The sequence below is a fragment of the Pseudomonas sp. G34 genome, from assembly GCF_031119625.1.
Classification (GTDB): Bacteria; Pseudomonadota; Gammaproteobacteria; order Pseudomonadales; family Pseudomonadaceae; genus Aquipseudomonas.
The window spans coordinates 43,414-57,108 of the sequence record NZ_JAVHZV010000026.1 but is presented as its reverse complement, the minus strand read 5'-3'; the positions used below and the strand labels follow the sequence as shown (position 1 = coordinate 57,108).

The 13,695-nt window shown below is 65.9% G+C and carries 9 protein-coding genes; 3 read left to right on the top strand and 6 right to left on the bottom strand.

Annotated elements, in window-relative coordinates; all coding sequences use genetic code 11:
• Nucleotides 1–32: 32 nt before the first annotated feature.
• The 3 genes from QYS36_RS16415 to QYS36_RS16405 all read right to left on the bottom strand — a co-directional run bounded on the left by QYS36_RS16415 (nt 33) and on the right by QYS36_RS16405 (nt 4,905).
• Complete coding sequence (locus QYS36_RS16415; protein WP_308840494.1) at nt 33–3,113, bottom strand: efflux RND transporter permease subunit; 3,081 nt, start codon at nt 3,111–3,113, stop codon at nt 33–35.
• A complete protein-coding gene (locus QYS36_RS16410) occupies nt 3,110–4,210 on the bottom strand; it encodes an efflux RND transporter periplasmic adaptor subunit (RefSeq protein ID WP_308840493.1) in 1,101 nt (366 codons plus the stop codon). Before QYS36_RS16410 ends, QYS36_RS16415 begins: the two co-directional genes overlap by 4 nt.
• 80 nt (nt 4,211–4,290) lie before the next feature.
• The gene (locus tag QYS36_RS16405) at nt 4,291–4,905 is read right to left on the bottom strand and encodes a TetR/AcrR family transcriptional regulator (RefSeq protein WP_308840492.1); all 615 of its coding nucleotides are present in this window, start codon (nt 4,903–4,905) and stop codon (nt 4,291–4,293) included.
• A 90-nt stretch (nt 4,906–4,995) separates the two neighbouring features.
• Here QYS36_RS16405 and QYS36_RS16400 point away from each other — a divergent pair, with 90 nt between their 5' ends.
• The gene (locus QYS36_RS16400; RefSeq protein ID WP_308840491.1) at nt 4,996–6,447 is read left to right on the top strand and encodes an efflux transporter outer membrane subunit; all 1,452 of its coding nucleotides are present in this window, start codon (nt 4,996–4,998) and stop codon (nt 6,445–6,447) included.
• Between the two features lie 55 nt (nt 6,448–6,502).
• Here QYS36_RS16400 and QYS36_RS16395 read toward each other — a convergent pair whose 3' ends face one another.
• Nucleotides 6,503–7,714: a PrpF domain-containing protein gene (locus QYS36_RS16395; RefSeq protein WP_308840490.1), complete on the bottom strand. Its 1,212-nt coding sequence runs from the start codon at nt 7,712–7,714 to the stop codon at nt 6,503–6,505.
• A gap of 305 nt (nt 7,715–8,019) precedes the next feature.
• On the opposite strand from QYS36_RS16395, the gene QYS36_RS16390 reads away from it, so the two are divergent.
• Nucleotides 8,020–10,140 (top strand): adenylate/guanylate cyclase domain-containing protein, encoded by a 2,121-nt coding sequence (locus tag QYS36_RS16390; protein WP_308840489.1) that lies wholly within the window; start codon nt 8,020–8,022, stop codon nt 10,138–10,140.
• Between the two features lie 181 nt (nt 10,141–10,321).
• Here the strand turns inward: QYS36_RS16390 and QYS36_RS16385 are convergent, their stop codons facing one another.
• Nucleotides 10,322–10,918 carry an OmpA family protein gene (locus QYS36_RS16385; RefSeq protein ID WP_308840488.1) on the bottom strand — a complete coding sequence of 199 codons (597 nt, stop codon included), beginning with the start codon at nt 10,916–10,918 and terminating at the stop codon, nt 10,322–10,324.
• 12 nt (nt 10,919–10,930) lie between these two features.
• Entirely contained in the window at nt 10,931–11,284 is a 354-nt protein-coding gene (locus QYS36_RS16380; protein WP_308840557.1) for a FecR domain-containing protein, read from the bottom strand.
• A 273-nt stretch (nt 11,285–11,557) separates the two neighbouring features.
• Here QYS36_RS16380 and QYS36_RS16375 point away from each other — a divergent pair, with 273 nt between their 5' ends.
• The gene (locus tag QYS36_RS16375) at nt 11,558–13,624 is read left to right on the top strand and encodes an HD domain-containing phosphohydrolase (protein ID WP_308840487.1); all 2,067 of its coding nucleotides are present in this window, start codon (nt 11,558–11,560) and stop codon (nt 13,622–13,624) included.
• Nucleotides 13,625–13,695: the final 71 nt, after the last annotated feature.

The window sequence follows — 13,695 nt, the reverse complement described above, 5'->3', positions numbered from 1 at the left end:
GCGGCGAACAGCCGAACACTGCTCGCCAGGGATCACGCGTGCGCGTCCTTGGTTGCGTCGTTCGGGCGGATCCTGAACCAGATGGCGTACATCGCCGGCAGGAACACCAGGGTCATGATGGTGCCGACGAAGGTGCCGCCGATCAGGGTGTAGGCCAGGGTTCCCCAGAACACCGAATGGGTCAGGGGGATGAAGGCTAGGATCGCCGCCAGCGCCGTCAACAACACCGGTCGGGCGCGCTGCACGGTGGCTTCGACCACCGCGCTGAACGGGTCAAGGCCCTCCTGCTCGTTGTGGTGGATCTGCCCGATCAGGATCAGCGTGTTGCGCATCAGGATTCCCGACAGCGCGATCAGGCCGACCAGGGCATTGATGCCGAACGGCTGCTGGAACAGCAACAACACCGGCACCACACCGATCAGGCCCAGCGGCGAGGTGAGAAACACCATGACCATGGCCGAGATCGACCGCACCTGCAGGATGATGATCAGCAGCGTCAGGGCAATCATGATCGGTAGCAGTGGCGCGATCGCCTTGCTGGCCTTGCCGGACTCCTCGATGGAGCCGGCCATCTCGATCCGGTAGCCGGCCGGTAGCGTCGCGATGATCGGTTGCAGCTCGTTCCACACCGCCGTGGACACATCCGGCGGCTGCAGCCCTTCAGCGATGTCGCCGCGCACGGTGATGGTCGGGGTGCGGTCGCGGCGGCGCAGGATCGGGTCTTCCATGCGCACATCCACGTCGCCGACCTGGGACAGCGGAATGCGCTGACCAGTTGAGCCAACCAGGGTAAAGCCCTCTATTTTCGCCGGATCGAGACGGATATCCCCGGCCGCGCGACCGACCACCTGCACGGCGCGGATGTCCTCGCGCACCGAGGTGATCGGCACGCCGCTGAGCAGGAACTGCAGTTGCTGCGCCACCGCGCTTGAGCTCAGGCCAACGGCCTGCAGGCGATCCTGATCCAGCGAGAAATGCAGCGTGGGTACCAATGGGCCCCAGTCGGCGTTCACCGTGCGCATCATCGGGCTGGCCTGCAACACCGCCTGCACGCGGCTGGCGATCTCGCGCAGTTGCATGGGCTCGGGCCCCATCACCCGATAGGCCACCGGGTATGGCGAGTACGGGCCGAACACCAGTTGCGTCACGCGCACCTTGGCCTCGGGCGCCAGCCCTTCGGAGGCCGCCTCACGGATGCGCAGTTTCAGCGCTTCGCGGGCCTCCTGGCTGTCCGTCAGCACCACGATCTTGGCAAACGACGGGTCAGGCAGCTCCGGCGCCATGGCCAGAAAGAACCGCGGTGGGCCCTGACCGATGTAAGAGGTAACGATCCTGGCTTCTTCCTGTTCGCGCAACCAGGACTCGACCTTGATTGCCGTGGCATTGGTCTGCTCGATGGAGGTGCCGTACGGCATCTGCAGTTCGACCAGTACCTCGGGGCGATCAGAGGTCGGGAAGAACTGCTTCTTCACCAGCCCCATGCCCAATACAGCCACTACGAACGCGGCGATCACCACGCCGGCCACCAGCCACTTGTGAGCGATGACGCGCCCCAGCAGGTTGCGGAAGCGGTTGTAGGGGCGGGTGTTGTAGATGGCCGCGTGACCGCCCTCGACCTGCTTGATGTCGGGCAGCAGCTTCACGCCCAGGTAGGGGGTGAACGCCACGGCCACCACCCAGGAGGCGATCAGCGCGATGCCGACGATCCAGAACATGTTGCTGGTGTACTCGCCGGCCGTGGACTGCGCGAAGCCGTTGGGCATGAAGCCGATGGCGGTAACCAGCGTGCCGGCGAGCATCGGCGCCGCGGTGTGGCTCCAGGCATAGGCCGATGCCTTGAAGCGGTCGTAGCCCTCCTCCATCTTCACCACCATCATTTCGATGGCGATGATGGCGTCGTCCACCAGCAGGCCCAGAGCGAGAATCAGCGAACCCAGGGTAATGCGGTCGAAATTCTTGCCGGTGGCCGCCATCACCACGAAGACGATGGCCAGGGTCAATGGCACGGCGGCAGCCACCACCACACCCACGCGCCAGCCCATGCTGATAAAGCAGACCAGCATCACTACCAGCAGGGCGACGAAGAACTTGACCATGAACTCATCGACGGACGAACTGATGTTGACCGCCTGGTCGGTGACCTTGTCCAGCGTCATGCCCAGCGGCATGGCGTCATTGATGCGCACCGTTTCCGCATCCAGCGCCGCGCCAAGATCGAGGCCGTTCCAGCCCTCGCGCATCACCACACCGAGCAGCAGCGCAGGCTCGCCACCGTTGCGCACCAGAAAGGTCGCCGGGTCCTCGTAGCCGCGCTCCACGGTTGCCACATCGGCAAGCTTCAGGGTCCGGCCCTGCACGGTGATCGGCGTCTCACGGATCTTCGCCAGCTTGTCGAAGGCGCCATCCAGGCGCATCACCACTTGCGGGCCACTGGTCTCCACCGAGCCGGCGGGCGTCAGCGCGTTCTGGCTGTTGAGCGCGGCGAAGATGTCCGCCGGCGTTATGCCCAGGGTCGCCAGGCGGTCATGGGAGAAGGACACGAAGATGCGCTCGGCCTGTTCGCCGATGATGTTGACCTTCTTGACCCCCGGCACGTGCAGCAGGCGCTGGCGTAGCGACTCGGCATCACGCACCAGTTGGCGCTGTGGTTCGCCCTTGGCCTTCAGGGCATAGACCGCGAAAGTCACATCGGAGAACTCGTCGTTGATCATTGGCCCGATGACACCGGCCGGCAAGGTCTTGGCTTCATCACCCAGCTTCTTGCGGGCCTGGTAGAACTGTTCCTGTACCTGCGACGGCGGCGTGCTATCGAGCAACGACACCAGGGTGAATGCCAGGCCGGCGCGGGTGTATGTTTCGCTGCGGTCGTACCACTTCAGCTCCTGCATGCGCTTTTCCAGCGGTTCGGCGACCTGGTCCTGCATTTCCTGGGCGGTGGCGCCCGGCCAGGCAGTGATGATGGTCATCTGCTTGACGGTGAAGGGTGGATCTTCCGCGCGGCCCAACTTAAAGAACGCCAGGGTGCCGGCCACCGCAATCAGCAGGATCAGGAACAAGGTGATGGAACGCTCGCGGACCGCCAGGGCCGACAGGTTGAAACGTCCCTCACTCATGGCTGGCTCCCGGCGACTGCTGGCGCCTGGGCAAACCGTACTTCGTCGCCATCACGTAGCAGGTGGGCACCGAGGGCCACTACGTGCTCGCCGGCATTGAGCTGGCCGGCGACACGCGCCGCCTCATCACCGATGCCTATTACCTGAACGGGGCGCCAGGCGACTTTCGCCGGCTCGCCAGCGATCACCCACACGCCAGGGCCGGTACCCGGATCGTAGAGCGCGGCGACGGGCACCTGCAGCACCTGAGCAGCACTGTTCGCTGCGGCGATATCGAGGGTGATGGTGGCACCGAGCGGCGCATGGGCCAACGCACCGTCGAGTACATAGCGGGCCTCGAAGGTCCGGGTGGTGGCATCGGCCGCCTCGGAGAGCAGGCGCAGTTTGGCCGTAACGGAGGCGCCACGGCTGCCATACAGGGCAGCCTGGGCGCTCGAGCCCGGCGTCGGGCGCAGGGTTTCCGGCAGGTGCACGATGACTTCACGCTGCCCCGCCCGCGCCAGCCGCACCACCGCTTGCCCGGCGCTGACCACCTGGCCGGGCTCGGCCAGGGTGTCCATCACTACGCCATCGGCATCAGCCTGCAATACCGCGTAGCCGGTGGCGTTGCGCGCCACATCGGCCTGGGCCTGGGCTGCCCTGAGCTGCGCCCTGGCGGAATCCGCGGCCGCCTTGATCTGGTCGTAAGCCGAGGCCGACACCGCACCGGCCGCCACCAGGCCACGATAACGGACCTCATCGTCAGCCGTCTGCCTGGCCCGCGCCTGAGCGGATGCCGCCGCCTCCTGCTGCGCCCTCGCCTGCAGCTGCAGGTCGATAGGATCGAGGCGCATCAGCGGCTGGCCGCGCCTGACCGGCTCGCCGGTGTCGACCAGCCTCTCCAGCACCTTGCCTGACACGCGAAAGCCGAGGTCGCTCTGGGTGCGCGCCACCACCACGCCGGTAAAGGAACGGCCAGCCTCGGATGAGTGTTCGACCACTGCCGCCCGCACCAGCGGCGGCTTGCTACGTGGGTCTTTCTGGACTGACGAATCGCCGCACGCCACCAGGACGAGAGGCAGCAGGCAAACGGCAAAAGCGGCGGGCACTAGGCGCATGGGTTCCATCACTCAAGAGCAATTCAGGAACCTCATTCTTAAACCAGTGACCAAATCTGTCAATGGTCACAATCGAAAGGCTATGGAGCCAGGCTGCGTAATATCAGCGCCGGCAGGTGCGCGGCGGCCTCGGCGGCGTTGTCCAGGTTGTATTGCAGCTGGGCGGAATTGACGTAGGGCCGCAAGATCAGAAAGATCGCATTGGTGGTTTCGTCCAGCGGCGTCTTGCGCTCGAATTCGCCGGTTTCACGGCCCTCGAGGAGAATCTGCTGAATCAGCTCACGAATGCGCAGCTCGTGCGCCTTGACCGATGGCCATTGGTCGCGCGACGCCACCGCGGCGATGTCGTAGAGCTTGCGGTCGTGGAAGAAAAGATCACTGCCAGCCTCTGAAATCGAGCGGAACAGGCGCCGCAGCTTCTCCGAAGCACTCGGTGCATCGGCCAGTGCCGCCTCGACGATGGCCATGATCATGGCCAGGCGATTGGTGCAGATCACCCCACCGATCGCCTGCTTGGAATCGAAGAACTTGTAGATGTAGGCCTTGGAAAAACCGATCGCCTTGGCAAGATCCGAAACCGTGGTTTTCTCGTAGCCGTAGTGGCCGAAATGCTGGGTCGCGGCGTTGATGATCTGGTCGCGGATCTCGTGATCCTGCGGCCCACGTGTGGTCGAGGTGTTCTTGTCGTCGTTCATGCCTAGAGCTTAACTCCACGGTGAGCTGATTGACAGAAAGTGACCAATCTATAATATGGTCACTATGTATTTTCGCCAATGAGAATTCCCATGCCTGCCATGCGCACCCTTGCCCTCGTGATCAGCACCAGCCTGGCAGCGGGGTGCACAGTCGGCCCGGATTACCATCGCCCGGACGCACCGCTAGCCGACCGTTACCTGGGTCAGGCCGCCGTGGAACGGCGAGCCGCGGTGGCACCGGCCAGTTTCGCCCGCTGGTGGGCGGGCTTTGGCGACGCCCAGCTGAGCGCCCTGGTCGACAAGGCCCTGGCACAGAACCTCGACATCGCCCAGGCCCTAGCCCGGGTGTCGCAAGCCCGTGCCGGCCTGGGCGCCGCCAATGCGGCGCTGCTGCCCTCGGCCACGGTCAACGGTCAGGCCGCACGTGCCTATCAATCGGTGGAAACGCCGCTGGGCCGGGTGCTGGACGCCGCGCCTGGCTACGACCGCTATGGTAATAGCTACGAGGCCAACCTCGAAGCCGGCTGGGAGCTGGATGTATTTGGCGGCCTGCGCAGTGCCAAGGAAGCCGCCCTGGCGGACTACCAGGCGTCCGAAGCCGGCGCTGTCGCCACGCGGCTGGCGGTCGCCGCGCAGACCGCGGATGTCTACACCAGCATCCGCGGCCTGCAGGCGCGGCTGGCGATTGCCAGGCGGCAGGCCGATACCCAGCAGGCGTTGCTGGACAAGGTGCGCCTGCTGCACGCCCGGGGCCTGGCCGCCGAGTATCAGGTGCAGCAGGCCGAAGGCGAGCTCGCGCACGTGAGGGCCAGCGTGCCGGTCCTGCTGGCGGGCCTCGATGCGGCCATGAATGCGCTGGATGTGATGCTCGGCAGTGCGCCGGGCACCCACCGCGCCGAACTCGCTGCCGCAAACGCCATTCCACGTGCGCCGCAACTCGCGGCGACGGGCACCCCCGCTGACCTGCTGCGCCGCCGGCCCGACCTGATCGCTGCCGAGCAGCGCCTGGTCGCCGCCAATGCGCGCATCGGCGAGGCGATCAGCGAGTACTACCCGAAATTCTCGCTCAGCGCCTTGCTCGGTAGCGCCACCACGCAAAGTGGCAACCTGTTCAGCAGTGGTGCCGCGCAATCGGCGGGCGCGCTGGGCCTGCGCTGGCGGCTGTTCGATTTCGGCCGTATCAACGCCCAGATCGCTCAGGCCAAAGGCCGCGAAGCCGAAGCGCTGGCGGCCTATCGCCAGTCGGTCCTGCGCGCCAGTGAGGATGTGGAGAACGCCTTTTCGGCGCTGGTCAACCGCGAGACCCAGGCAAACACCCTGGCAGCCGGTGAAGCCTCGCTGGAAAGCGCCAGGCAGTCGTCATTCACCGCCTATCAGAGCGGCGCTGCCAGCCTGATCGACGTGCTCAACGCCGACCAGACCCTGCTGCGCACCGCAGACGCCCGGGCGCAAGCCCAGACCGAATCGGCCCGCGCCGCCATCGCGGCCTTCAGGGCGCTGGGTGGCGGTTGGCAAGCGCCGGAGCGGTTGGTGGTGCGTTAACACACCGTGCCGACAAGATCCGGGACAACGCACCGCTGCCCCCTGCCCGCCGCCGCTAGATCAACGCCACCAGCGCCGCCACCAACTCATCCGAAGCGTTGTACAGCGGCACATGGCCGCGTTGCAGCACCTGGGCGCTGCGTCGGTAGGCCACGGTTTTCACCTCCAGGCCGGCGCCGAGGTCGCGGGCCACCACGGTGGCGTCGAGGGTGCCGGCAGGGTTTTCCATGGCCACCGCATATTCGCCGAATTGCTCGCCCACAGCCGCTTTCGCGGCAGCCAGGCGGGCGGCGACGGTGCCCGGAATCAGCGTGGCGGCAGCCAGGCAGCAGCCACCGGATACCGCCATGGAGGCATGCAGCGTCTGCGGGGTGAAGTAGCGTACCGACACCGTGCCGCCGGCTGCAGCCGGGCCGACGATGCACACCTTGGGGATGGTTTCGCTGCGGCTGATGTCCTCGCGGCTCATCGGCTCGCCACTGCGTTTTTTCAGGCCCATGCGCAGCCCCGCCTCGATCCACACCTCGCGCAGCGCCTGCATGAAGGCGCCATCGGCCTCCAGCTCGGCGAGCGGCTCGCGCGCCGTCTTGCCGAAAGACGCCGCCTCGATGATCACCATCGGCACCGCCACATCCACACAGGACACCGGGTGGCCATCGATGACATCCAGCACATTGCCGGTGGGCAGCAAGGCACCGGTCTTGGCGCCGACCGGGTGATGGAGGAACAGATCGACTCCGGGAAACTGTCCCGGCACGCCGGGGATCGCCACCTTGCGCAGGGCGTTGTCGGCTTCGCGCAGCACCCGGCCGGTGGTGATCACCCCGGTGTTGGTGTTGCGGATATCGATCTCGAAATCGCCGTTCGTGCCCTCGGCCAGCCCCACGTCCAGCGCCCATAGCGGCAGCGCCGAGGACATGTTGCCGCAGTTCACGCTCCAGTCGATGGCCGAGTGGCTGGCGGCCAGTTGCGCCAGGGTGCTGACCAGGCGCCGCTTGCCCTCGGCATTTTCCAGTTCGACGAAGAACACCTTGTTGCTGGTCGCCGGGCCGCGGCCCAGGCCGGTGAGCTGGCGGTTGCCAGGCAGCTCACCGTGCAGCGGCACGCCCATCAGATGGCGTAGCAGCTCCTCGCGCAGGACGATGTCCTGGGGCGCGACGCGTTCGTCGATCACCAGGCCGGTGGAGGTGCCGCCGCGCATGAAGTGCACGGGAAAGGCCAGCACGCCTCCCTCCATGCGGATGCCTGTGGAGAGGGGCTGGTTCATTGCGGGTACTCCTGCTGCGGGTGGTTGGGCGGGTCGCTGGAAGGTTTCGCTGTTCAGCGGCCCTGCTGGCCAGGTCTATCCAGGCGGGGCGGGCTTGCCGCACAATCCCTCACCTCAATAACCGTTCGCCGATACTGTAACCCCGACGGCTGACCCGCTGCATGCCTGGTGGCCACAACCGCGGCGCGCAGGGTCAGGGCAGGCCGATGGCACGGCAGTGCGAAATGCTACGCTCGATCAGCCCCGTACTCAGGTGACGTCCATGCCCGCCCTGCCGTTTTCCACCCCGCCCGGAGCCTTGCCGCGTGCCTAGACCTCGCCTGACCTCCTCCGGTGGCGCCTTCTGCCTGGCCATCCTGCTGGGCCTCTGCGTGGTGTTTCTGCTCGACCCGATGCCGGTGCAGAAGGCTCGCCACGCGGTGTTCGATCAGTACCAGCGCTGGCAGCCGCGGCCCTATCAGGAGGCGCCGGTGCGGGTCGTCGACCTGGACGAGGAGAGCCTCAAGCGCATTGGCCAGTGGCCCTGGCCGCGCACCCAGGTGGCAGAGCTGGTGCAGCGGCTCGAGCAGGCCGGCGCCGCGGCGGTGGTGTTCGATGTGCTGTTCGCCGAGCCCGATCGCACCTCACCCGAACAACTGCTGCGCGGCAACCTGCTGCCACCGGCCCTGGCCACGCAGTTGGCCGCGCTGCCGAGCCACGACGGGCAATTCGCCGAGGTACTTTCGCGCGGCAATGTGGTGCTCGGCTTTGCCGCCGAGCAGAGTGCGGCCGCCGGCGGGCCACCCTTGAGCCGTTTCGGCCTGGTGCAACAGGGCCCCTCGCCGCTGGCTTTCCTACCCGCCTTCCAGGGCGCGGCGCGCCCGTTGCCGCAGCTCGAACAGGCCGCCCGTGGCCTCGGCGCCATGACCTTCCGGCCCGACGCCGATGGCGTGGTGCGGCGGGTGCCGCTGTTCGTGTCGCTGGCCGGGGAACTGCGCCCATCGCTGGTCGCCGAGGCACTGCGCGTGGCGCAGCGCACGGGGCGCTACCGGATCATCAGCAGCGATTCCGGGGTGCAGCGGGTGGATATCGGCCGCCTGCAGATCCCCACGGCGGCCAGCGGCGAGCTATGGGTGTATTTCACCCGGCCCCAGGCCAGCCGCAGCATCCCCGCCTGGCAGGTACTGGACGGCTCGGCGGCGCCGGTCGCCGGCAGCATCATCCTGGTCGGCACCTCGGCCCAGGGCCTGCAGGACCTGCGCTTCAGCCCCCTGGGCGGGATCATCCCCGGCGTCGAGGTACACGCCCAGGCCCTGGAACAGGTGCTGACCGACAGCCTGCTGCTGCGGCCCGGCTGGGCGCTGGCCGTGGAGGGCCTGGCGCTGCTGCTGGGTGGCCTGGCACTGGGCTTACTGGCGCTGTACGCCCGCGCCCTGGTGTCCGCCGTGCTGATGCTGGTGCTGGTGGCGGCGCTGAACGCGGCGGCCTGGTACGGCTTCGCGATTCACCGGGTGCTGCTCGACCTGTTCACCCCGTCGCTCGGCCTGATGCTGGTCTACGGTGCCGCCAGCATCGTCCGGCACATGGCGGCCGAGCGCGAACAACGCTGGATCCAGGCAGCCTTCTCGCGCTACGTGTCACCCAACCTGGTCAATCACCTGGTCGCCCACCCGGAGCAGCTGGCGCTCGGCGGGCAGCGGCAAACCTGCAGTTTCGTGTTCACCGACATCACCGGCTTCACCGCGATGATGGAGCGCCAGGAACCGGAGGCCGCGGTCAGCCTGCTCAACGAGTACCTGGAACAGGTGATCGCCATCGCCTTTCGTCATGAAGGCACGCTCGATCGCATCGTCGGCGATGCGGTGGCGATCATGTTCTCGGCACCGATTCCCCAGGCCGACCATCAGCAGCGCGCCCTGTCCTGCGCCCTGGAGATCAACCGCTTCGCCCAGGGTTACGTCGCCGCCCTGCACGAGCAAGGCGTCGCCTTCGGCCAGACCCGCATCGCCGTGCACAGCGGTGAAGTGGTGGTGGGCAATTTCGGCGGCTCGGTGATCTTCGATTACCGCGCGCTGGGTGATCCGGTGAACACCACCTCGCGCCTGGAAAGCCTGAACGGCCAGATCGGCACCCTGGTCTGCGTATCGGCCGCGATTCGCGAGCATTGCCCCGAGGTGCCGATGCGCCCCGTTGGCGAGGTGCTGCTCAAGGGCAAGGCCGAGGCCGTGCAGGTGTTCGAGCCGCTGGAGGCGATGGCCGTGCCGGCAACTGACCGCGATGAAGCCTACGAAGGGGCTTACCAGCTGTTGGCGAGCGGCGCTGACGAGGCGCTCGGCGCATTCGAGACACTCGGCCAGCAGCGCCCCTGGGATGGCCTGGTGGCCTACCACCTGCAGCGCCTGCGCAACGGCGAGCGCGGCAACCGGCTGGTGATGGCCAGCAAGTAAGGCGGGCCTTAGAACCTGTTCAAAGTCTGCTGCGCGTCGGCACTGCGGCGTTGAAAACAGGCTGGATTGCCAGCCCAGTCGGACTGCTCATTTACAGCTCGTAAACTCCGCGTCCTCGCCTGTTTTTGCGGGGCCGCCTAGGCCTTGCATTGCTCTAGCTCGCGAGCCTTTGAACAGGCTCTTAGCGAACGGTGATTTCCACCCGGCGGTTGGCGGGTTCCGGCGTGTTGTCCGGGGTCTTCACCAACAGGTTGCCTTCACCGTGGGAGGTGACCACCAGCTCCAGTGCCTGCAGGCCATTGTCCTGCAACTGGCGGGCGATGGCCCGGGCGCGCAACAGCCCAAGGTCCTGGTTATCCCGCTTGCTGCCAACGGTGTCGGTATGGCCGATCACCGAAACCGCCGACGGCCCGCGGTCGCGAACGGTCTGCAGCACCTCGGGAATTTCCGCCTGGGACTTGCGGGTCAGCTTGGTGCCACCGGTCCTGAAATACAGCAGATAGCTTTTCGGCAGCGCCGGCTGGGCAGCCCGCGCGGCGGAGAAATCCTTTTCGAGCCTGGGCGGCTCGACCTGGAACGGCCTGGCGCTGCTGCCGTCGAGGTTGACTGCATAGCCCTTCTGGTCGACGCGGGCCATGCCCTTGGCGGTCTTGACCTCGATGGCCCCCGTGCTGCCATCGGGGCTTTCCATCAGCACCACGTAGGACTTCGATGCGCAGCCACTACCGAGCAAGGCGCAGAACAGAATGGCGATGGCGCCCATGCGCTTGGAAAACATGCCGTGTCGCACTCAATCAACCTTGACGAGAAAGTGGGTGCCACGCACACCAATGGTGCCGGTCGGGGTATTGATCTCGACGGCCTCCGGCTTGAGCTTGGCGATGGTGCCGGAAATGTAGTCGAGCGTGCCGTGAGTGATCTTGGCGCTCAGCTTCAGGTCGTCCTGGGCCGGCTCGAAGAGAAATTCGTCGAGGCTCAGCTCGCTGTTGGGGCCGAAGGACATCACCGTGTTGTCCTTCAGCGTGACGCCCATGGAGCCTGCCGGGCCGGTCTTCACCGTGCTGCCGACGTACAGCGGCGTGCCGATCGTCGCAGCCTGGGTCGCGCCGCCCTGAGTGACGCTAGCCTCACCCTGTACCTTCATCACGTAGCCGATCGACGAGCTCGGTTCAGCGGCAAAAACCGAAGTTGCTAGCAATACGCCAGCAAGTGCCCATATCCTGAAAGGTGCAAACACAGTACTCTCCTTATTTAATCTCATTCCCTGAGTCGAACTGAGCGTTGCACATCCAGCCGCAGCACCGTTGCGCGGTCGGATGGTACGTGAAGTACGCGGCGGGACCGTAACGCAGGTTGCAGTATGTCATCAGGGCAAATCAAGCAGCGATTCAGACTACGCTTCAGAAGCAGGAACCTGGTGGTCACCCTGTTCCTGCTGTTGCAGCTGGCACCGCTGCTCGCCCTGACCCTGGGCGCCCCGCCCCTGCTGGTGCTGTGCCTGTCCGTGGGCATCCTGCTGTGCAGCATGCCGCTGGTGCTGGGCGGTATGCAGAGCATAGATCGCACCATCGACCTGCTGGTGCAGGACACGCAAAGAATCCGCCAGATGGACTTCTCCGGCGAACTGCCGCCGGCCTCGCTGTTCGCCGAGATGGAAACCCTCAATCGCAACCACATCGAGATGAAGGCAGCCCTGCAAAACCAGACCCAGGCGCTGCAGGCCTCCCAGCTCAAGCTTGCCAGCCTGGTCGAGAATGGCCTGCTGCTGTCGGCCGAGCGCGACCGCGACGCGCTGCTGCGCCATATCCTCATGCAGGGCAAGCGCACCTGTAATGCCCAGGCCGCCACCATGTACCTGAAGACCGAGCACGGCACGCTGCGCTTCGCCTTGCGCTCCATGGACGACGAGCTGCCGACGGTCGAGATTCCCCTGCACGACCCGCACACCGGCCAGCCCAACGAACGGCACGTGTCGACCTATGCGGCGCTGCACAACGAAACCGTGGTGATCGACGACGTGTACGGCGAAAGCCGCTTCGACCTCAGCGGTACCCGCCGCTTCGACAGCGAATCGGGTTTTCACACCGTCTCCATGCTGACCGTGCCACTGGCGCCACGCGGCGGTGAAGTGATCGGCGTGCTGCAGTTCATGAACGCCCTGGACGTGGAAACCGGCAAGGTCATCGCCTTTTCGCCCTCGGTGGTGGCCTTTATTGGCGCCCTCGCCTCCCAGGCAGCCGTTGCCCTCGAGAACCACAACCTGATCGATTCCCAGCGCGCCCTGATCGACGGCATGATCGAGATTCTCGCCGGCGCCATCGATGCCAAGAGCCCCTACACCGGCGCCCACTGCGAACGGGTACCGGAGTTGGCGATGATGCTCGCCGAGGCGGCCAGTGAGGTGAGCGAGGGCCCACTGGCGAACTTTCGCTTCACCACCGCCGACGAATGGCGCGAGTTCCGGATCGGCGCCTGGCTGCACGACTGCGGCAAGATCACCACGCCCGAGCACGTGGTCGACAAGGCCACCAAGCTGGAGACCATCTACAACCGCATCCACGAGGTGCGCATGCGCTTCGAGGTGCTGCTGCGTGATGCCCAGCTCGAACGCCTGCAGCAGTTGCTCGACGGCCACGAGCGGGCGCAGGCCGACGCGCAGTACCAGGCCACCGCCCAGGCGCTGCAGGACGAATTCACTTTCATCGCCGGCTGCAACATCGGCAGCGAACTGATGAACCCCGAGCACGTCGGCACTCTGCACAAAGCGGCAGAACGCACCTGGCTACGGCATTTCGATGATCGCCTGGGGCTCTCCCAGGCCGAGCTGCTGCGCGTTGCCGAACTGCCCGCGGCGCAATTGCCAGCACGCGAGCGACTGCTTGCCGACAAGCCACAGCACATTTTCCCGCGCCCCGAGACCAAGGATTTCGACCCCAAGTACGGTTTCCAAATCAGTGTGCCGGAACACCTCTACAACCACGGCGAGCTTTACAACCTGAGCATCAGCAAGGGCACGCTGACCGCCGAAGAGCGCTTCAAGATCAACGAGCACATCATCCAGACCATCGTCATGCTGGAAAACCTGCCGCTGCCCTCGAACCTCAAGCGCGTGCCGGAGTACGCCGGCACCCACCACGAAACCCTGCTCGGTACCGGCTATCCACGCAAGCTGGACAAGAGCCAGCTGTCGATCCCGGCGCGCATCATGGCGATCGCCGATATCTTCGAAGCACTGACGGCCTCCGACCGCCCCTACAAGCAGGCCAAGACCCTCTCCGAATCCATCGAGATCCTCGCCAGGCTGCGCGATAACGGGCATATCGATGCCGACCTGTTCGCCCTGTTCCTGCGCAGCGAAATGCCGATGCGCTACGCCGAACGCCACCTTCACCCCGACCAGATCGATACCATCGACGTGGAGCGTTTCGTGCCGACAGGCCAAGCGGAGAAGCCGTCTGCTGCTGGCACCCTAGCCGGGCTCTGATTAGCCTTCGCAGCGCTGCGAAGGGGTTGGCCGAGGGTCGTGTCTAGCAAACCCGGGCACTGATTCGAGGC